This window comes from Streptomyces sp. NPDC002795, assembly GCF_042888725.1.
Classification (GTDB): domain Bacteria; phylum Actinomycetota; class Actinomycetes; order Streptomycetales; family Streptomycetaceae; genus Streptomyces.
In genome coordinates, this window is the sequence record NZ_JBIAQB010000010.1 from 259832 (window position 1) to 279634 (window position 19803).

Genomic DNA, 19803 nt, shown 5'->3' on the forward strand with positions numbered 1-19803 from the left:
GGAAGGTTGCCGGGTCGTATCAAGCCCCTGCGGCGATTGAGCAGCGGGGTCTGGGGCAGAGCCCCGGGGCCGCAACGCCGTGAGACCGCCAGACTCGCTGTCACGTGCTCCGCGCGGTCCAGGGCGCCCTCGACACCGAACCCCCTGTCGGCGGACCGGTGTTCGGCCCGCTCACCGGCAGTGTGCCGCCCGCGCGCAGGCAGTTGCTCGTCGATGAGTTCGCGGACACGGCCGGGCCCGCCGTCCTCGTGTCCCAGATACAGGCAGGCGGCGTCGGCCTCAACATCCAGGCCGCCTCTGTGGTGATCCTGTGCGAGCCGCAGATCAAGCCGACCCTTGAGCACCAGGCCGTGGCGCGGGCGCACCGCATGGGCCAGGTCAGATCGGTGCGTGTGCACCGCCTGCTGGACCCCGGCGACGTCGACGAGCGTCTGGTGAAGATACTCGCCGGCAAGTCCCGGCTGTTCGACGCGTACGCCCGGCGCAGCTCGATGGCCGAGGCGGCGCCGGACGCCGTCGACGTGTCCGACGCGGAGATCGCGCGCCGGATCGTCGAGGAGGAGCAGGCGCGCCTCGGCGTGGCGGCCGAGGGCTGACCGTCACTCCCCGACCGTCACTCCCTGCTGTCACTTCACGCTGTCACTTCACCCGCAGCTCGCAGCGCAGCCGCCGCTCGTGGCCCACCTCCCGCACCGGGCCCGTCAGGGTGAGCGGCACCGTGTGGTGGACGTGTTCGCTGGAGGCGGCGACGCGGAGTTCGAGGGCGCCGGGTTCGACGACGCGGCGGCCGTCGGCTCCGGTGTACGCGGCGAGGTCGGCGGGGAACGTGGCGTGGACCTCGGCCGAGGCGCCGGGGTCGAGGGGGACGCGGGCGTAGCCGACGAGCCGGGCCTCGGGGCGGGCGACGGTGCCGACCGGGTCGTGGAGGTAGAGCTGGACGACCTCCGTGCCCGGACGCTGCCCGGTGTTGCGGACGGTGAGCTTCAGCGACACCTCGCCGTCGGTGCCGAATTCGGGGGCCTCGCACCGCGGGGTCTCCCAGGCGAACGTGGTGTACGAGAGGCCGTGGCCGAACGGGTAGAGCGCGGTGGGGTCGATATTGCTGGGCCCGCCGTGCCGGCCGAGCGGCGGGGCGAGGTAGGCGGCGGGCTGGCCGCCCGGGGTGCGTGGCACTCCGACGGGGAGGCGGCCGGACGGTTCGACGCGGCCGGACAGCACACCCGCGACCGCCGCGCCGCCCTCCTGCCCGGGGAAGAATGCCTGGACGACGGCGGCCGCCCGGTCCGCCCAGCGGCCGAGCGCGTAGGGGCGTCCGCTGAGGACGACGATGACGGTCGGAACCCCGGAGGCGAGCACCCCGTCCAGCAACTCACCTTGCCCGTACGGAAGTTCCAGGTCTTCCGCGTCGCAGCCCTCTCCCGAAGAGCCGCGTCCGAACAGGCCCGAGCGGTCCCCCACCGCGGCCACACAGACGTCGGCACGCGCGGGATCGTCCACGAACTCGGCGCCCGGCAGTTCCGCGCGCAGCGCCTGGGCGAAGGTCGGGATGTCGACGCCGGTGGCCAGTTCGGGGTGGTTGACGCCGACGTGGCGCGGGAAGGTGTAGCAGCCGAGCATCGCGGCCTGTTCGTCGGCGAGGGGGCCGACGAGGGCGACGCGTAGTCCGTCCGCCTCCGGGAGCGGCAGCAGGCCCGAGTCGTTGGCGAGGAGGACCACGGATTCCTCAGCGACTTTGGCCGCCAACTCCCGCATGTGGGGCGGGTTCAGGTCGACGGGCTCGCCCGCGCCCTCCGGCTCCCGCTCCGGGTCGAGCAGTCCCAGTTCGCACTTCTGCGTGAGCACGCGCAGTGCCGCCCGGTCGAGCAGTTCCTGCGGGAGGCCTTCGCCCGTCGCGAAGCAGTGGGCGGCCGGGAGTTCGATGTCCACGCCTGCCGCGAGCGCGGTCCGGCCCGCTTCCGCGTCGGACGCGGCGACCCGGTGGGCGGACTCAAGGAACGCGATGCCGAAGTAGTCGGAGACGACCGTGCCGCCGAACCCCCACTCCTCGCGCAACAACCCGGTGAGCAGGCCGGTGTGCGCGTGGGCGGGCAGGCCGTCGATGTCGTTGTACGCGGCCATGACGGAGCGGGCGCCGCCCTCGCGCAGCGCCATCTCGAACGGCGGCAGGATCACGTCCGCCAGCTCGCGGGGGCCGAGCGGGGCGGGCGCGTGGTTGCGGGCGGCGCGCGAGGCCGAGTAGCCGGCGAAGTGCTTGAGCGTGGCGACGATCCCGGCGGCTTCGAGGCCGCGTACGTAGGCGGTGCCGATGGTGCCGACGAGGTAGGGGTCCTCGCCGATCGACTCCTCGGTGCGGCCCCAGCGCGGGTCGCGTACGACGTCGAGGACCGGGGCGAGGCCCTGGTGGATGCCGACCGCGCCCATGGAGGCGCCGATGGCCCGCGCCATGTCGGTGATCAGGGCGGGGTCGAAGGTGGCGCCCCAGGCGAGCGGGGTCGGGAAGACGGTGGCCTGCCAGGCCACGAAGCCGGTCAGGCACTCCTCGTGGGCGAGCGCGGGCAGCCCGAAGCGGTTGCCCGCGCGGACACGGCGTTGCAGGGCGGCCAGGCGGGCGGCGCCTTCTGTGGGGTCGACGGGGACCGTGCCGAAGGGGCGGGTGAGGTGCCCGAGTCCGTACGGGAGGAGGGCGTCGAGGTCCGCGCTGTCGGCGGCGTACGTGTGTTGTCCGGGTGCCACCGCGGCCTCGGACTCGGAACCGATGGAGGCGCCCAGCCACACGCTGGACAACTGCGCCGTCTTCTCCTCGGCGGTCATACGGGCGAGCAGGTCCGCCGCCCGGACGTGGGCGGGGAGGGTGGTGTCCTGCCAGGCCTCAGCCATGGATCTCCTCAAGTGCGGGACGCGTTACGGTCGTTGGCGGGGCGGTGGCGGGGCGGTCAGCCCTTCGTCGCGCCCATGGTGATGCCGCCGATGAGCTGCCGTTCGGCGACCGCGTAGAAGGCGAGCGCGGGCGCCATGGCGAGGACCAGGTACGCGAAGACGCGGGCGATGTCGGTGCCGTACTGGCCCTGGAACTGCTGGACGCCGACGGGGATCGTCCACCACGTGGAGTCGCTGAACACGAGCAGGGGCAGCAGGAAGTTGTTCCAGCTGGTGACGACGGCGAGCACCGAGACCGTGCCGAGCGCGGGCCGTGCCATCGGCAGCAGGATCCGCCAGAAGAAGCCGAAGGGCGAGCAGCCGTCGAGGGTGGCCGCCTCCTCCAGCTCCCCGGGGATGGCCCGGAAGAAGCCGCGCAGGATGACGATGGTCATGGGCAGCCCGAACGCGGCCTGCGGCAGGATCACACCCCACGGGTTGTCGAGCAGCCCGAAGGTGCGCAGCAGGATGAACAGCGGCAGGATCGCCACCGCGAACGGGAACATCAGGCCCATCGTGAAGAGCGTGAACAGCAACTCCCGTCCACGGAAGGCGAATCGGGCGAGCGCGAAGGCGGCGAGCGCGGCCGTCGCGACGGTGAGGACGGTGGTGGCGACCGCGATCAGGGTGGAAGAGCCGATGGCCCGCCAGAACGCGCCGTCGGACAGCAGACCGGTGTAGTTGGAGACGACCCACGGGGACGGCAGCCCGAAGGCGTTGTCGGAGAGCTGGTCGGTGGATTTGAAGCCGGACACGAGCGCGTACAGCAGCGGTGTCACCATCACGACTCCGACCACCCACACGGTCACGTACAGGGGTACAGCGCGCAGTCGGCGGCGCAGCACGGGCGGGGAGGTCATCGGGCACCTCGCATGGTGGTGATGGCTCCTTCGGTGTCTCGGCGCAGCACGAAGCGCTGGTAGGCGAGGGCGAAGACGAGGCTGACGAGGAACATGGCGATGCTGATCGCGCTGGCGTAGCCGACCTGGTAGCGCTTGAAGCCGAACTGGAAGAGGGTGACGGCCATCGTCTCGGAGTGGTGGTCGGGGCCGCCCTGGGTGACCACCCACACCAGGTCGAAGAGCTGGATGGCGCCGATGACGGAGAGGAAGACGCTCATCCGGATCGTCGGGCCGAGCAGCGGCAGGGTGATGTGCCGGAAGCGCTGCCAGGGGCCCGCCCCGTCGATGCGGGCGGCCTCGCCCAGCTCGGCGGGGATGCCCTGGAGTCCGGCCAGGTAGAGCATCATGTGGAAGCCGAAGTACTTCCACGTCATGACGAGGAACAGGGTCGGCATGACGGTGTCCTGGCCGGCGAACCAGTCGCCGCCGAGCCCGTCGAGGCCGATCGCGCCGAGCACCTTGTCCGCGAGCCCGTCGCCGGGCGCGAAGATCATGCCGAAGAGGACGCCGGTGATGACCTCGGACAGGACGTAAGGGGCGAAGAACAGCATCCGGTAGATGGCCCGCCCGCGCAGCTTCTGGTTGAGCAGTACGGCCATGGCGAGGGCGAACGGGAGCTGTACGCCGACGGAGAGCAGGACGAGCAGCGCGCCGCGCCACAGGTCGCCGAGGAACACCGGGTCGTCGAGGAGTTTGCCGAAGTTGTCCAGGCCGACGAAGTCCTCGGGCGAGCCGAAGCCGCCCCAGTCGAACAGGCTGACGTACAGCGCGTAGAGGATCGGCAGGAGGACGAGGAGGAGGAACAGGACGAGGGCGGGGACGGTGAAGACGAAGGCGGTCAGCCAGTGCCGTACGCGGTTGCCGAGCGGTCGCCGGTTCGGGCCCGCGCCGTCCGGTTCCTTGCCGATCACCGTCCGTGCCTCGCTCGCCGGAGTCGAAGTAGTCGTCATTTACTGGCTCTTGGCGACCTGGGTGATGGAACGGGTGACCTGGTCCGGGGACTTGGAGCCCGCGATGAGGGCCGCCACCGAGTCGTTGACCTCCTGACCGACGGCGGGCGGGTAGGCCTGGTCGAGGTAGAGCTGGAAGCCGGAGGAGTTGTTGAGCATGTCCAGTACGGCCTTGAGGTTGGGGTCCTTCAGGGCGCTCTCGGCCTCCTTGTTGACCGGGATGATGCCGGTGCCGGGGACCAGCTTGCGCAGGGACTCGGGGCTGACGAAGAACTTCAGGAAGTCGACGGACTCCTTCGGGGCGCCCTTGCGCAGTGCGTAGCCGCCACCGCCTCCGAACACGTCGGTGCCCTTGCCCTTGCCGCCCGCGACGGCGGGGAACGGGAAGAAGCCGAGGTCGTCGTCGAGTCCCTTGCCCGCGGCGGCCTGTTCGCGCGGCGCCCACTGGCCCATCAGTTCCATGGCGGCCTTGCCGTTGCCCATGGTGGCGGCCTGTCCGCTGGGCGAGGAGTAGGCGGCGCCGAGAAAACCCCTCTGGAAGGGCTTCAGGTCGACGAGGTCCTTGAGGTGCTCGCCGGCCTTGACGAACGGGTCGCCGGTGAAGTCCTTGGCGTCGGCTGCCTCCTGCATGCCGTCGACGCCCGCGAGTCGCATCGCGAGGTAGGCCCAGTAGTACATGCCGGGCCACTTCTCCTTGCCGCCCAGCGCGATCGGGGTGACGCCCGCGCCCTTCAGTGTGCGCACGGTGTCGAGGAAGTCGGCCCAAGTGGTGGGCGGGGCCTCGATCTTGGCCTTCTTGAAGAGCGCCTTGTTGTACCAGAAGCCGACGGCGCCGATGTCGTTCGGGATGCCGTACGTCTTCCCGTCGAACTCGTAGGCCTCGCGGGAGGCGGGGACGAGGTCGCCGATCCAGGGCTTCACGGAGTCCGTGAGGTCCTCGACGAGCCCCGCGTCGATCTGCTGCTTCAGGACCCCGCCGCCCCAGGTGTGGTAGACGTCCGGCAGCTTCCCGGAGCTGGTCAGGGCGGTGATCTTCGCCTTGTACGCGTCGTTCTCCAGGGAGACGACCTTGACGCGTACGTTCTTGTTCTTCGCCTCGAAGGCCTTCGCCTGCGCGTTCCACCGGCTCTTGGCCGGTTCGGACGTGCTGATGTGCCACCACTCGACGACGGTGCGACCCGAGCCGTCCTTTCCGCCCGAGTCGGAGTCGGAGTCACCGCAGGACGTGAGCACGACGGTGCCGAGGCCGGCCACGGTGGCCATGCCGAGGAAGCGGCGTCGGGGTAGAGCGGCCGATGACATGGATGACATGACTGGCATGGCGCACCTTCCGGAAGGGATCCGAAAACTATCGGTAGATGGCCACGGAAGTTACGGACACAAGAGAAGGGTGTCAACGCCCTTAACAAAAAAGGCCGTTGACACCCCTCGGGGTACTTCAGCGGAGTTGCGCGCTCCGTGGCGCGGCCGTGCTGGCCCGGACCACAAGTTCCGTGGCGAGGTCGACGCGCGGAGCCGCGGGTTCCACGGATCGGGCCAGGTCGAGCGCGGTGCGGGCGGCCAACTTGCCCATGTCCGACAGTGGTTGACGCACGGTGGTGAGCGGCGGCGCCGACCAGCGCACTTCCGGAAGGTCGTCGAAACCGACGACGCTCAGATCCTCGGGCACGCGAAGGCCGCGCCGCCGCAGCGCCTCGATGGCGCCGAGCGCCATCTGATCGCTGGAGGCGAAGATCGCCGTGGGCGGTTCGTCGAGGCCGAGCAGCTGCTGACAGCCGGCGAACCCGGACGCGTGGTAGAAGTCACCGGGCACGATCAGCTCGTCCTCGACCGGTACACCCGCGACGTCGAGCGCGGCGCGGTACCCGTCGAGCCGGGCCCGGGAGCACAGCAGCCGCGGCGGCCCCTGGATGAAACCGATGCGCCGGTGCCCGAGTTCCAGCAGATGCTCGGTGGCGGCCATCCCGCCCGCCCAGTTGGTGGCGCCGACGGTCGGCGCGTCCGTCACGGGAGCCCCTGCAGGGTCGATCACCACCAACGGCACGCGCAGCCGCCGCAGTTCGTCCCTCAGCCCCGGTTCGAGCACCGAGGTCACGAGGATCACACCGTCCGACGCACGGGCCCGCAGATTGGTCATCCACTCCCGCGCGTCGCCCGCCCGGTCATGGATGGCGGACACGACCGTGCCCACCCCGGCCTCGTGCGCGGCCTCCTCCACACCCCGGATGATCTCCACGGCCCACGGGCTGTCCAGGTCGTTGAAGACCAGGTCGAGCAGCGCCGCCCGGTCTCCGGACGCGGGCGCACGCCGCTGGTACCCGTGGCGGTGCAGCAGGTCCTCGACGCGGGCCCGGGTGCCGGGCGATACGTCGGAGCGCCCGTTGACGACCCGCGAGACCGTCGGCACGGACACCCCGGCCTCCCGCGCGATCTCGGTGATCGTCACCTTGGCCGGCCCCTCAGGGCTCCGCGTGACTGCCTTGCTTCGAGCGCCTTCCCCGGCCACGTTCCCCACCTCTGCCTCCGTCGACATGTCCGTACGGATCCCATTCCGAAAGTTCTCCGGACGTCTTCCGGAAACCGTAGAACATGCCGACGGCCGTGTGTCGGTCAAGCCGTGGTTCTCTGCGAACCGTTGACCTTGTACGAGGCAGGTACCCGGCCAGGAATCACGACTGCGCCGTGTCCAGGGCGCTGATGCCGACGCCGCCGCTCTCCTCCCCGGGCCCCCGGCTGGTCAGCCTCAGGCGCAGTGACCGTCCGCGTACCGCGTCGAAGGTGATGGCAGTGGGCTCTCCGGAGCCTTCGGCCCAGGCGATGTCGGCGTCGTCCACGACGGTGTACGTGTCACCGTCCCCGACCGCGACCTCGATCGCGGCGGGCAGGGAGTGGGTGGCGTCGACCGTGAAGGAGACCTCGACGCGGCCGAGCCGCCGTTCCTGCGCCCATGTCACCGAGACCCAGTCCTCGGGGCGCGCGCCCTTGAAGGCGGGCAGCAGGGCGGTGGCGGCCTTGTTGAAGGCGTTGGACCACTGGGTGGCCGGGTCGCCGTCGAGCATCGCGGCGGGGAGTGTCTTCGTGGCTCCCGAGTAACTGGCGTCGGCGTGCGGGTACGTGGTGGCTCCCGGGCCCGGGTCGGGGGCGAAGGGCTCGGCCGGGGTGACCGGGTCCCCCGCCGGGCCCGTGACGCGCAGTGTCGCCCTGCCCTGGCGCAGTCCGTCCGCGCGCGCCGTGACGGTGAGGCCGCCGGGTTCGGTACCGGCGCGGACGATCGCGAGCGCGAGCCCGTTGAACGTGGTGCGGGTACTGGCCTGGTAGCGCTCGGCGGACTCCTGCTGACCGTTGTCGACGCCCGCCAAGTGGCCGCCCTTGACGGTGAATTCGACGAGCCGGGCGGCGTCGGGGACGACGGTCCCCTTCGCGTCGACGACCTCCGCCGTGACGAAGGCGAGGGCCCGCCCGTCCGCCGCGACCGACTTCCGGTCCGCCGTCAGCCGCACGGCGTGCGGGGCCCCCGCCGTACGCAGCACATCCGTCGCCACCGTCTTGCCGCCGCGCCGCGCGACGGCCTTCAGCTCACCGGCCGCGAAGGGCACCTTCCAGGCCAGATGGAGCTTGCCCGCGCTGCCGTTCGGCGAGGTATAGCTGCCGGGGTAGGGCCCGGAGGTGACGGTCTTGTCGTCGTGGGTGGCCTCCGTGGTCTCCAGATACGGACGCCCGTCGACGGTCTTCTTCTGATCGAAGGAACGCACGCCCAGGGAACGCCCGTTGAGGTACAGCTCCACCTCCGCCACGTTCGCGTACGCCCACACCTCCACCTCCTCCCCGTCTTCGTACGTCGTCCAGTCCATCGGCAGCAGATGCACCATCGGCTCGTCGACCCACTGGCTGCGGAAGAGGTGGTACATGTCCTTCGGGAAGCCCGCCGTGTCGACCGCGCCGAAGAACGACGCCTTCACCGGGAACACGTCGTACGGAGTGGGTTCACCGATGTAGTCGATGCCCGACCACAGGAACTCGCCGGCGAAGTAGCGCCGGTCGCGGTCCTTCTTCAGGCCGTACTCGCCGCTCATGGTCCAGGAGGCGAGGTTGTTGTCGTAGGAGGAGGTGGCGCGCTTCCCAGGTGTGTGGTTCTCGCCCGTGTTGAGGTGCTGCGGCTCCTGGTACGTGCCGCGGCTCGATGTCTCCGACGAGGACTCGGACTCGAAGAGGAACAGGTGCGGGTAGCGCTTGTGCAGCGCGTCGACGGACGCCGCGGTGTTGTAGTTGAGGCCGAGCCCGTCGAGCCCGGCGACGATCTTGTCGGCGGGCGAGCCCACGGCGGGCAGCGAGCGGTACTTGTCGGAGCCGATGACGATCGGGCGGGTGCCGTCGAGTTCCTTGACGTCGGCGATGAGGCGCTCCGCCATGGCGATGCCCTCGGTGCGGGTGGAGTCGGGGATCTCGTTGCCGATGGACCACATGAGGACGGCCGGGGAGTTGCGGGCGGCGCGCACCATCTCGGCGATGTCGGCGTCGGAGTGCTCGTCGAAGAAGCGGCCGTAGTCGTAGGTGTTCTTGCCGGTGCGCCAGCAGTCGAAGGCCTCGACGAGCATGATCAGGCCCAGGTCCTCGCAGGCCTCGATGACCTCGGGCGCGGGCGGGTTGTGCGAGGTGCGCAGCGCGTTGACACCCATGGACTTCATGATGGTCAACTGGCGTCGGACGGCGTCGGGGTGCACGGCCGCGCCGAGCGCGCCGAGGTCGTGGTGCAGGTCGACGCCCTTGATCTTCGTGTGCGTGCCGTTGAGCGAGAGGCCTTCGTCGGGGTCGAAGGTGGCGTGCCGGAGGCCGAAGCGGGTGCGGTAGGTGTCGACGGTGCGGCCGTCGACGCGCAGGTCGGTGACGAGCGTGTAGCGGTTCCCCGGAGTCTCGATGGACCACAACTCCGGCTTGCTGAGCCGGAGTTGCACGTGATCCGTCCTGCCGTCCTTGCCGACTCCCGCGAGGGCGGACTCGGTGCGCGCCACACGGCGGCCCTTCGCGTCGCGGACCGTGGAGAGGACCGTCACGTCGCGCGCGGCGCCCGAGGCGTTGGCGACGGTGGTGCGCACGTCGACGGTGGCGTAGCCCTTCTTCAGGGTGGCCGCGAGGTCGGGCGTGGTGACGAACGTGCCCCAGCGCTCGACGTGCACCGGTTCGGTGACGACGAGGCGGGCCCTGCGGTAGATGCCGCTGCCGGAGTACCAGCGGCTGCTGGGCAGGCGGTTGCGGATCTCGACGGCGAGCAGGTTGGGGGTGGCGCCGTCGATGTGGAGCAGGTCGGTGATGTCGTGGGCGAACCCGGTGTAGCCGTAGGGGTGGTGGGTGACGAGTTCGCCGTTCACGTAGACGTTGGCGTCCATGTAGACGCCGTCGAACTCGACGGAGATCCGCTTGCCCGCGTACGCCCTCGGCACCGTGAACGTCTTGCGGTACCAGCCGAGTCCGCCGGGCAGGAAGCCGGTGCCGCTCGTCGTGTTGTGCTCGGCGGTGGGGGTCTGCTCGATGGACCAGTCGTGCGGGATCGCGACCTTCCGCCACTTCGCGTCGTCGTGGCCGGGCCGCTCGGCGTCGGCGTACTCCCCGGTGGGGTCGGTGATGCCGTCCGGGCTGACCAGCGCGAAGCGCCAGCCGTCGGCGAGCTCCACGGTGCGGCGGCCGACGCTCCCCGCGCGGCCCTCCGCGGCGCGGGCCGGGGGCACGGCGAGCGCCCCCACGACGGGCGCGGCCGCGCTCGCGGCCAGGACGGATCTACGACTGACGGATCTACGGCTAGCAGGCATGCGGATATCCCCTCGAAGCCAACATGACTCGCCACAAGCGAACGTGAGTCAACAGATTCTTGTTGGTTCGTGCGGGGATTAGTCAATAGCCTTACCAAACAAGGCACTTGAGCAGCGGGACACATCAAGCCCCTGCGGCGATTGAGCAGCGGGGCCCGGGGCAGAGCCCCGCGACGTGTGCACCGACGGGCGTACGCCTTACGTGTCACCGATCGTCGGATACGGGAACTTGACCCCCGCGCCACCATCCACCACGAGCGTCTGCCCGGTCACATACGAAGAAAGCGGCGAGGCCAGGAAGAGGAGGGCCGCGGCGATGTCGGCGGGCTGGGCGACGCGGCCGAGCGGGGCGTTCGCCGCGTTGGCCGCGTGACCCTCCTCGCCGAGCAGGCCCGCGACGCGCGGCGTCCACACGACGCCGGGCGCCACCGCGTTCACCCGCACCCCGCGCGGCCCGTACTCGACGGCGGCCGTGCGCACCAGCGACATCAGGCCCGCCTTGGCGGCTCCGTACGCCCCGTGCAGCGGGGCCGCCGTGAGCCCGGAGACCGACGCCACGAAGACCAGCGGCCCGCCGCCCGCCGCCGCCACCGCCGCTCCCCCGTACTGAACGGCGAGCCAGGCGTGCCGCAGAACCAGGTCGAAGTGCCACTGCCACGCGCCGTCGTCGAGCGCGTCCAGGGCCTCGTAGCGGGCCATGCCGACGATGTCGACGACACCGCCGACCGGACCCAACTCCCGTTCCGCGTAAGCGAACAGCTCCCGCATGTCCTGCCGCCGCGTCACGTCCGCCACGTACGGGACGCCACCGGTCTGCGCCGCGACCGCCTCGGCCCGCCCGCCGTCGACGTCCACGCACAGGACGCGCGCGCCCGCCGATGTGAGCGCGTGGGCGGTCTGCCGGCCGATTCCGTTGCCCGCGCCGAGCAGGACGAAGGCGCGGCCGTCGACGCGGTGCAGGGCGGCGTAATCAGGGACGGGGGTGTCGTCGAGGGGCTCCGTCATGCCGGGCGACGATGCGGGAGATCTGACGAAGTGTCAATACCGGTGGAGGTCGACGCGGGACCGCCCGTACCCCGGAATGTCCGGACTCCGGTTAGCGTTGTCCGCGAAGACGGACAACCTGGTGGAAGGCGGCACACCGTGCACGGCGAGTACAAGATCCCCGGCGGCAAGCTCGTCGTCGTCGACGTGGACGTGGCGGACGGCGCGCTGCGCCAGGTCCGCGTGGCGGGCGACTTCTTCCTCGAACCGGACGACGCCCTCCTCGCGATCAACACGGCACTGGAAGGCGCCCCGGCCGACGCGGACACCGCCACCCTCACCGCCCGGATCGACGCGGCGCTGCCCGCCGGCACGGTGATGCTCGGCCTCACCACGGAGGGCGTCGCCACGGCGGTGCGCCGCGCGCTCGCCCAGGCCACGGACTGGCGGGACTACGACTGGCAGCTCGTCCACGACGCGCCCCAGTCCCCCGTCCTGCACATGGCGCTCGACGAGGTGATGGTGGAGCAGGTCGCGCTCGGCCACCGGCCGCCGACGCTGCGCGTGTGGGAGTGGGACCGCCCCGCGGTGATCATCGGCAGCTTCCAGTCCCTGCGCAACGAGGTCGACCCGGAGGGCGTCGAGCGGCACGGCGTGACCGTCGTACGGCGGATCTCGGGCGGCGGCGCGATGTTCGCGGAACCGAAGTCCACCATCACGTACTCGCTCGCCGTCCCCGAGTCCCTCGTCTCCGGCCTGTCCTTCCAGGACTCCTACGCCTACCTCGACGACTGGGTGCTCGGCGCCCTCGCCGACATGGGCATCAAGGCCTGGTACCAGCCGCTCAACGACATCGCCACGGACGTCGGCAAGGTCGCGGGCGCCGCGCAGAAGCGGGTCGCGGCCGGGCAGGGCGCGGTGCTGCACCACGTGACGATGTCGTACGACATCGACGCCGACAAGATGGTCGACGTGCTGCGCATCGGCAAGGAGAAGCTGTCCGACAAGGGCACGAAGAGCGCCAAGAAGCGCGTCGACCCGCTGCGCCGGCAGACAGGTCTGCCCCGTGAGGAGGTCATCTCCCGCATGATCGACTCGTTCAGGAGCCGGTACGGGCTGACCGAGGGCAAGGTGACCGACGAGGAACTGGCCCGCGCCCAGGATCTCGTACGCACCAAGTTCGGCACGGACGAGTGGACGGCGCGGGTGCCGTAGCCTCCGGCCGGGCCGCCGCTACACCGTGGCCTGGCCGCTGTCGCGGAACTCGCCCCAGCCGTGCCAGCGGTCGATCTCCATGACCGCCGTGAACCGGGCACGCTCCCGCTCCGGGTACGGGCCGCCCGCGTAATGGGTCGAGATCCGGTCGATGTCGGCGAGACCCTTGTCCTCGCGGATCTCGACGACCCGGCCGATGAGGGTGATGTGGGTGTACCAACTGTCCTTGTCGAGGACGGTGAGAGTGAGCCGCGGGTCGCGGCGCAGGTGCCCCAGGCGGACCCGCCCCTCGTCCATATTGAGCAGCACCCGGCCGTCCTCCCAGAGGTACCAGGTCGCCGCGGACACGGGCGAGCCGTCGGAGCGGAGGGTGGCGACGGTGGCCGGATTGGCTCGCTCAAGCATGCCGACGGCTTCGGCGGACAGCGGGGGCTTGGACATGGTTCCTCCTGATGCGTCGAGGGGTACGCGGTCGACCCTAGTCACATCAAGCCCCGCCGGCGTTTGAGGCGCGGGGTCTACAGCAACCGCAGAAGCGCATGCAGCGCCGGATTGTCGTTGGCCTTGCGCCACACCAGGTGCAACTCGACGGGCGTCGCGTCGGACAGTTCCAGCGGACGGAACGCGATACCGGGAAACCGCATCTGCGCGGCCGACTCGGGGACGAAGGCGATGCCCCACCCGGCGTGAACCATGGCGAGCAGACTGTGCACCTGGCTGAGGTACTGCGTGAAGCGGGGGCGCACGCGGGCCTCACGGAAGATGCTGACCAGCAGTTCGTGGAAGTAGCGGGCCTCGATCGGCGAGTACATCAGCACGTCCTGGCCGTCGAACTCGCCCATCGGCAGCGGCCCTTCGCCCTCGGCGAGCGGGTGCCCGCTCGGCACCGCGGCGAGCAGCCCCTCGCGGGTGGTCGACCGGGTCTCCAGGTCGGCTCCCGTGCTGGAGGGGCGGATCATTCCGAGGTCGAGGGAGCCTTCGGTGAGGGCCTCCAGCTGGTCGCGGGTCACCTTCTCGCGGAGCACGATCTCCGTGCCGGGCATGGAGCTGCGGGCGACGTCGAGCAGCGGGCCGAGCGCGGAGTAGGCGCTCGCGGCGGTGAAGCCGACGGCGATGGCGCCCGCCTCCCCCGTGGACACCTGCCGGGCGGCGAGCGTGGCGGCCTCGGCCTGGCGCAGGATCGTGCGCGCCTCGTTGAGAAAGGCGCGGCCCGCCGGGGTGAGCCGGACCGTGCGGTTGGTGCGGTCGAGAAGCTGCACGTCCAGCTCGTGCTCAAGGAGCTGGATCTGCCGGCTGAGCGGGGGCTGTGTCATCCGCAGCCGTTCCGCGGCCCGCGTGAAGTGCAGTTCCTCCGCGACGGCCACGAAGCTCGACAGCTGCGCAAGCGTGAACAACGATGCCCTCCAGGTATTGGATCATCCAAAAACTATGTTTGACGTGGATTAATCGCCGACCTTAGCGTCAACAGGAACCATCGGCTCACACCCCCAGGGATTCGCAGTGGTGACCAGCATGTCCACCGTCAGCTCAGCCGCCTCCCGCCAGGGCGAGGCGACCCTCGACACCATCGCCTGGATCAAGCTCTCCTCCGTCACGCTGCCCCTCGCGACGCCGATCAGCGACGCCAAGGTGCTCACCGGCCGGCAGAAGCCGATGACCGAGGTCGCCTTCCTGTTCGCGGAGATCGAGACCACCGGGGGCCACTCCGGCATCGGCTTCGGCTACTCCAAGCGCGCCGGCGGCCCCGCGCAGTTCGCACACGCCAAGGAGATCGCCGACAACCTGATCGGCGAGGACCCCAGCGACATCGGCCGCCTCTGGACGAAGCTGGTGTGGGCCGGCGCGTCCGTCGGCCGCAGCGGCGTCGCCACGCAGGCCATCGCCGCGCTCGACATCGCCCTGTGGGACCTCAAGGCCAAGCGGGCCGGCCTTCCGCTCGCCAAGCTGCTCGGCGCCCACCGCGACTCCGTGCAGACCTACAACACCTCCGGCGGCTTCCTGCACACGCCGACCGAGCAGGTCCTGGAGAACGCCACCGCCTCCCTGGCCAACGGCATCGGCGGCATCAAGATCAAGGTCGGCAACCCGGACCGCAAGGCCGACCTCGCCCGCCTCACCGCCGTACGCGAACACATCGGCGACGACGTGCCGTTGATGGTCGACGCCAACCAGCAGTGGGACCGGCCCACCGCCCAGCGCATGGGCAGGGCCATGGAGGAGTTCGGCCTCGTCTGGATCGAGGAGCCCCTCGACGCCTACGACGCGCAGGGCCACGCCGCGCTCGCCGCCTCGCTCGACACCCCGGTCGCCACCGGCGAGATGCTCGCCTCCGTCGCCGAGCACGTCGAACTCATCAAGGCCAACGCCTGCGACATCATCCAGCCCGACGCCCCGCGCATCGGCGGCATCAGCCAGTTCCTCAAGCTGGCCACGCTCGCCGAGCACCACAACCTGCAACTGGCCCCGCACTTCGCGATGGAGATCCACCTCCACCTCGCCGCCGCCTACCCGATCGAGCCCTGGGTCGAGCATTTCGACTGGCTGGAGCCGCTGTTCAACGAGCGCCTCGAAACCCGCGACGGCCGGATGCACCTCTCCTCCCGGCCGGGCCTCGGCATCACCCTGAGCGAGCAGGCCCGCGCCTGGACGGTCGCGACGCACGAGGTGGGCGCGCGCCCGTAGCCGAGCGGACTCCTCGACGGGGCCGGAAGGTCCCATACCCGGGCGGTATCACTGGATGCAAAAACAGTGTTGGACGCGCATGAGTGACGCCTCGTAATGTCGTACTCACACCTCCCCTTCACCGTCCCCCAGCCATTCAGCAGGAGCAGACCACCCATGTCGTCCTTCACCCCGTCAGAGCTCGGCGCCCGCATCGGCTCGGGCCTGCTCTCCTTCCCGGTCACCCACTTCAAGGCCGAGGACCTCGCGTTCGACGAGCAGGCCTACCGAGCCAACATCGAGCGACTGGCCGAGTACGAGGTCGGCGGACTGTTCGCCGCGGGCGGCACCGGCGAGTTCTTCTCGCTGACCGCCACCGAGACCGAGCAGGTGGTGACCGCGGCCGTGCAGGCGGCGCCCGCGGGCACCCCGATCCTCGCCCCGGCCGGGTACGGCACCCGCACCGCCATCGAGTACGCGCAGGCGGCCGAACGGGCGGGCGCCGACGGCCTGTTGCTCTTCCCGCCGTACCTCACGGAGGCCTCGCAGGACGGTCTCGCCGAGCACGTCGAGGCGGTCTGCGACGCCACGGACCTCGGCGTCATCGCGTACGGCCGGGCCAACGCCCAGTACAGCGCGGACACCCTGGCCCGCGTCGCCGAGTCCTGCCCGAACCTGATCGGCTACAAGGACGGCGTCGGCGACATCGACGCCATGACCCGCATCTACACGAAGCTCGGCGACCGCTTCACCTACGTCGGCGGGCTGCCCACCGCGGAGATGTACGCCCTGCCGTACCTCGAACTCGGCGTCACCACGTACTCGTCGGCGATCTTCAACTTCCTGCCGGAGTTCGCCCTCGACTTCTACGCCGCCGTCCGCGGCCGGGACCACGCCACCGTCCTCAAGCACCTGCGCGACTTCGTGCTCCCGTACACGGAGCTCCGCAACCGCAAGGCCGGGTACGCGGTCAGCATCGTCAAGGCGGGCATGACGGCGACGGGCCATCCGGCGGGACCCGTCCGGTCCCCGCTCACGGACCTCTCCGAGGCGGAACTCTCCGAGCTGAGCGCGCTGATCGAACGTGTCTGAGGCTCCTTCGCCGCCACGTCACGGGGCTCCGCCCCGGACCCCGCTGCTCAATCGCCGCAGGGGCTAGGTCTGCTCGATCCGCCCCAGGTCCCGCGCCGCCTGGTCCAAAAGGGAACGCATCGCGGACTCCGCCGCATCCGCGTCCCGCGCGCGGACCGCGTCGAGTACGGCGCGGTGGCTGGGGACCGGGTCCCGGGGGTGGCGGCCCGTGCCGTGCACGAGGCGGTCGCGGTGGGCGAGGCCCGCGGCGATCACCAGGTCCATGCGCCCCAAGAGTTCGTTGTGCGAGGCCCGGAGCAGGGCGCCGTGGAAGGCGAGGTCCGCCTGGACCGCGCCGTCCTCGCCGCCCTCCCCCATCGCCTCCAGCGCCGCGTCGAGCGCGGCCAGATCGTCGTCCGTACGGCGGCGCGCGGCGAGCCGGACGGCGGCCGGCTCGACGATGCCGCGCACCTCGTCCAGGTCACCGAGCAGCGGATTGCCCGCGCCCACCGCGAGGCCCCCGTCCAGTGACTCGAACTGCCAGCGCAGCACGTCCGCGTCGAGCAGATGCCAGTCCGCCCGGGGCCGCACGAAGGTGCCGCGCTTCTGCCGGGCGTCGACCATGCCCTTCGCGGCGAGCACCTTCAAGGACTCCCGCAACGCGGTGAGGCTGACGCCGAGTTCGTCCTGGAGCGCGCCGAGGTCGAGGGTCGCCCCCTCCCCGATCCGGCCGCTGAGCACCCGGTGCGCGATGGTCTCCACGGTCTGCCCGTGCACGCCGCGGCGCGCGTACCCCGCCATGTCCTACCTGCTGTTCTCTCGAAGTCTCGCCCGGTCCCAGCCCGCCAAGTATCTCCGGTACCCCGGGAGTTCACCCCATCCCCGACACGCGTTCACGCCGAGGACTTCATCACGCTCCATCCGCCGTCGGCCCGATGCCCAGCTGGCGGTTCCAGGAGTCGGGCGAGGTCTCGTGCGCCGGGGCGACCTCGATCTTCACCGCGTTGCTGACCAGGACTCCGACGGGGTCGAAGGCGGGCACGAACGCGGCGGCGCCGGTCACGATGGCGGTGCGTCCGGCGAGGCGGTCGGTGGTGCGCGGGGCGTTCATGGGCTGCCTCCTGGCTCCGGTGACCCGGGAACAATGATCGTCAACTGTTCGGGTGTCCAAGGGGGTTGACCCCCTCCCCTCTCGCTCATATATTCCGCCACGTTAATTCCTAATTAATGGATTGAACAGACCGCGCGGAATCGGCGGCTCCAACGGATCGAGTGAGGTGCGATGCTCCACTTCGGCGCCGACTACAACCCCGAGCAGTGGCCCGAGGAGGTCTGGGCCGAGGACACCCGGCTGATGAAGGAGGCCGGGGTCACGATGGTCACGGCCGGGATCTTCTCCTGGGCCAAGGTCGAACCCCGGCCCGGCGCATACGACTTCGGCTGGTTCGACCGCGTCATGGACAACCTCGCCGACGCGGGGATCCGGGTCTGCCTGGCGACCATGACCGCGTCCCCGCCACCGTGGCTCTCGCGCCTGCACCCGGAAGTCCTCCCGGAGACCGAGGACGGCCGGCGCAAGTGGCCCGGCGGCCGCCAGCACTACTGCCCCTCAAGCCCGGTCTACCGGGAGCACGCCACCCGCCTCGTCGAGCGACTCGCGACCCGCTACGCCGGCCACCCGGCCCTGGACACCTGGCACATCGGCAACGAGTACGGCTGCCACACCCGCCAGTGCCACTGCGACGTGTCGGCCGCCGACTTCCGCCGCTGGCTGCGCGAGCGCCACGGATCCGTGGACGCGCTCAACGAGGCCTGGTCGACGGCCTTCTGGTCGCAGCGCTACGACGACTTCGACGAGATCCTGCCGCCGCGCCTCGCACCCACCTTCGCCAACCCGGCCCAACAGCTGGACTACTGGCGCTTCAGCGACGACGCGCTGCGCCAGTGCTACCTCGCCGAGGAGGCCGTCCTGCGCCGTGTCACGCCGGACGTGCCGATCACCACGAACCTGATGCCGAACCACAAGCCGGTCGACGCCTTCGCCTGGTCGGAGCACATGGACGTGATGGCGCTCGACCACTACCAGGACCCGTACGAGGACGCTCCGCACCTCACCGCCGCGTACAACTTCGACCTGATGCGCTCGGCGCGCGGCGGGCAGCCCTGGCTGCTTCTGGAGCAGGCGCCCAGCGCGGTCAACTGGCGGCCCCGCAACAGCCCGAAGCAGCCCGGCCGGATGCGCCTGTGGAGCTGGCAGGCCGTCGCGCAAGGGGCCGATTCCGTCCTCTACTTCCAGTGGCGCCAGTCGCGCGGCGGCGCCGAGAAGTACCACTCGGCGATGGTGCCGCACGCCGGGACCGACACCCGGATCTTCCGTGAAGTCTCCGACCTCGGGCGGGAGTTGGCTTCCGTCCCAGAGATCGCCGGGACCCGCTCGGCCGCCGACGTCGCGCTCCTCACCGACTGGAACAGCTGGTGGGCCCTGGAGCTGGACTCACACCCGTCCACGGCGCTGAACCAGACCGAGATCAACCTCGCCCACCACCGCGCCCTGTTCGACGCGGGTGTGCCGTGCGACATCGTCCCGCCGGACCGCGACCTCTCCTCGTACAAGCTCGTCGTCGTGCCGAACCTGTACCTGCTCAGCAAGGAGAACGCCGATCGCCTCGCGGCCTACGTCGAGGGCGGCGGGCACCTGGTCGTGTCCTTCTTCTCCGGCATCGTCGACGACTGCGACCGCGTGGAACTCGGCGGCTACCCGGCCCACTTGAGGCGACTCCTCGGCATCCGCACGGAGGAGTTCTGGCCACTCGACGAGGGCCAACACCTCACCTTGGGCGGCGAGTTGAGCGGCGGCGCCGACCTGTGGTCCGAGGCCATCGACCTGGAGGGCGCCGAAGCCGTCGCCCTCTTCGAGGACGGCGAGCTGACGGGCCGCCCCGCCGTCACCCGCCACACGTACGGCGAAGGCACCGCCTGGTACCTCGGCACCCGCCTCGAACCAACCGCCCTCCGGGCGCTGTTGGACCGGGCGCGCGCGGAGGCCGGCGTGACACCCGTCCTCCCGAACCTCCCCGCCCTGGTGCAGGCCACCGTGCGCGAGGACGAGGGCACCCGCTTCCTGTTCCTCCTCAACCACGGCGAGACCGAGACGCCGGTCTCCCTCCCGACACCGATGCGCGACCGCCTCACAGCGGACTCTGCCCCCACCACCCACATCACACTGCCGGCCTACGGCGTCGCTGTACTCGTTCCAAGCCCCTGCGGCGCTTGAGCAGCGGGGTCCGGGGCAGCGCCCCG

General features: G+C 70.7%; 15 protein-coding genes and 1 pseudogene. 5 read left to right on the forward strand and 11 right to left on the reverse strand.

Annotated features, from left to right (window positions below; translation table 11 throughout):
- Window positions 1-104 precede the first annotated feature (104 nt).
- A pseudogene (locus ACFYWS_RS29390) lies at window positions 105-596 on the forward strand (C-terminal helicase domain-containing protein); the annotation flags it as partial.
- A 43-nt stretch (window positions 597-639) separates the two neighbouring features.
- On the opposite strand, the gene ACFYWS_RS29395 reads toward ACFYWS_RS29390, so the two are convergent.
- From ACFYWS_RS29395 to ACFYWS_RS29425, 7 genes are all read right to left on the reverse strand, one after another.
- Window positions 640-2877 carry a glycoside hydrolase family 3 N-terminal domain-containing protein gene (locus ACFYWS_RS29395; protein ID WP_389281411.1) on the reverse strand — a complete coding sequence of 746 codons (2238 nt, stop codon included), beginning with the start codon at window positions 2875-2877 and terminating at the stop codon, window positions 640-642.
- Window positions 2878-2933: 56 nt separating this feature from the next.
- Window positions 2934-3776, reverse strand: coding sequence for a carbohydrate ABC transporter permease (locus ACFYWS_RS29400; RefSeq protein WP_389281413.1), 843 nt, complete (start codon window positions 3774-3776; stop codon window positions 2934-2936).
- Window positions 3773-4768: a carbohydrate ABC transporter permease gene (locus tag ACFYWS_RS29405; protein WP_389281415.1), complete on the reverse strand. Its 996-nt coding sequence runs from the start codon at window positions 4766-4768 to the stop codon at window positions 3773-3775. Before ACFYWS_RS29405 ends, ACFYWS_RS29400 begins: the two co-directional genes overlap by 4 nt.
- Window positions 4769-6070: an extracellular solute-binding protein gene (locus ACFYWS_RS29410; protein WP_389281579.1), complete on the reverse strand. Its 1302-nt coding sequence runs from the start codon at window positions 6068-6070 to the stop codon at window positions 4769-4771. It lies immediately after the preceding gene.
- A gap of 136 nt (window positions 6071-6206) precedes the next feature.
- Window positions 6207-7274, reverse strand: coding sequence for a LacI family DNA-binding transcriptional regulator (locus ACFYWS_RS29415; RefSeq protein ID WP_389281580.1), 1068 nt, complete (start codon window positions 7272-7274; stop codon window positions 6207-6209).
- 163 nt (window positions 7275-7437) lie between these two features.
- The gene (locus tag ACFYWS_RS29420) at window positions 7438-10572 is read right to left on the reverse strand and encodes a glycoside hydrolase family 2 TIM barrel-domain containing protein (protein ID WP_389281416.1); all 3135 of its coding nucleotides are present in this window, start codon (window positions 10570-10572) and stop codon (window positions 7438-7440) included.
- Between the two features lie 198 nt (window positions 10573-10770).
- Complete coding sequence (locus ACFYWS_RS29425) at window positions 10771-11577, reverse strand: SDR family NAD(P)-dependent oxidoreductase (protein ID WP_389281418.1); 807 nt, start codon at window positions 11575-11577, stop codon at window positions 10771-10773.
- 138 nt (window positions 11578-11715) lie between these two features.
- On the opposite strand from ACFYWS_RS29425, the gene ACFYWS_RS29430 reads away from it, so the two are divergent.
- A complete protein-coding gene (locus ACFYWS_RS29430) occupies window positions 11716-12771 on the forward strand; it encodes a biotin/lipoate A/B protein ligase family protein (RefSeq protein WP_389281420.1) in 1056 nt (351 codons plus the stop codon).
- Between the two features lie 18 nt (window positions 12772-12789).
- Here the strand turns inward: ACFYWS_RS29430 and ACFYWS_RS29435 are convergent, their stop codons facing one another.
- Both ACFYWS_RS29435 and ACFYWS_RS29440 read right to left on the reverse strand, forming a co-directional pair.
- Window positions 12790-13212 (reverse strand): PPOX class F420-dependent oxidoreductase, encoded by a 423-nt coding sequence (locus tag ACFYWS_RS29435; protein WP_389281421.1) that lies wholly within the window; start codon window positions 13210-13212, stop codon window positions 12790-12792.
- A 77-nt stretch (window positions 13213-13289) separates the two neighbouring features.
- Window positions 13290-14165 carry a LysR substrate-binding domain-containing protein gene (locus ACFYWS_RS29440; protein ID WP_389281423.1) on the reverse strand — a complete coding sequence of 292 codons (876 nt, stop codon included), beginning with the start codon at window positions 14163-14165 and terminating at the stop codon, window positions 13290-13292.
- 118 nt (window positions 14166-14283) lie between these two features.
- On the opposite strand from ACFYWS_RS29440, the gene ACFYWS_RS29445 reads away from it, so the two are divergent.
- The gene (locus ACFYWS_RS29445; RefSeq protein ID WP_389281582.1) at window positions 14284-15453 is read left to right on the forward strand and encodes a mandelate racemase/muconate lactonizing enzyme family protein; all 1170 of its coding nucleotides are present in this window, start codon (window positions 14284-14286) and stop codon (window positions 15451-15453) included.
- 156 nt (window positions 15454-15609) lie between these two features.
- A complete protein-coding gene (kdgD, locus tag ACFYWS_RS29450; protein WP_389281424.1) occupies window positions 15610-16524 on the forward strand; it encodes a 5-dehydro-4-deoxyglucarate dehydratase in 915 nt (304 codons plus the stop codon).
- A 63-nt stretch (window positions 16525-16587) separates the two neighbouring features.
- Here the strand turns inward: kdgD and ACFYWS_RS29455 are convergent, their stop codons facing one another.
- Together ACFYWS_RS29455 and ACFYWS_RS29460 are read right to left on the reverse strand one after the other, a co-directional pair.
- A complete protein-coding gene (locus tag ACFYWS_RS29455) occupies window positions 16588-17304 on the reverse strand; it encodes a FadR/GntR family transcriptional regulator (protein ID WP_389281425.1) in 717 nt (238 codons plus the stop codon).
- 109 nt (window positions 17305-17413) lie between these two features.
- Window positions 17414-17614 (reverse strand): hypothetical protein, encoded by a 201-nt coding sequence (locus tag ACFYWS_RS29460; protein ID WP_389281426.1) that lies wholly within the window; start codon window positions 17612-17614, stop codon window positions 17414-17416.
- A gap of 171 nt (window positions 17615-17785) precedes the next feature.
- On the opposite strand from ACFYWS_RS29460, the gene ACFYWS_RS29465 reads away from it, so the two are divergent.
- Window positions 17786-19777 carry a beta-galactosidase gene (locus tag ACFYWS_RS29465; protein WP_389281428.1) on the forward strand — a complete coding sequence of 664 codons (1992 nt, stop codon included), beginning with the start codon at window positions 17786-17788 and terminating at the stop codon, window positions 19775-19777.
- Window positions 19778-19803 lie beyond the last annotated feature (26 nt).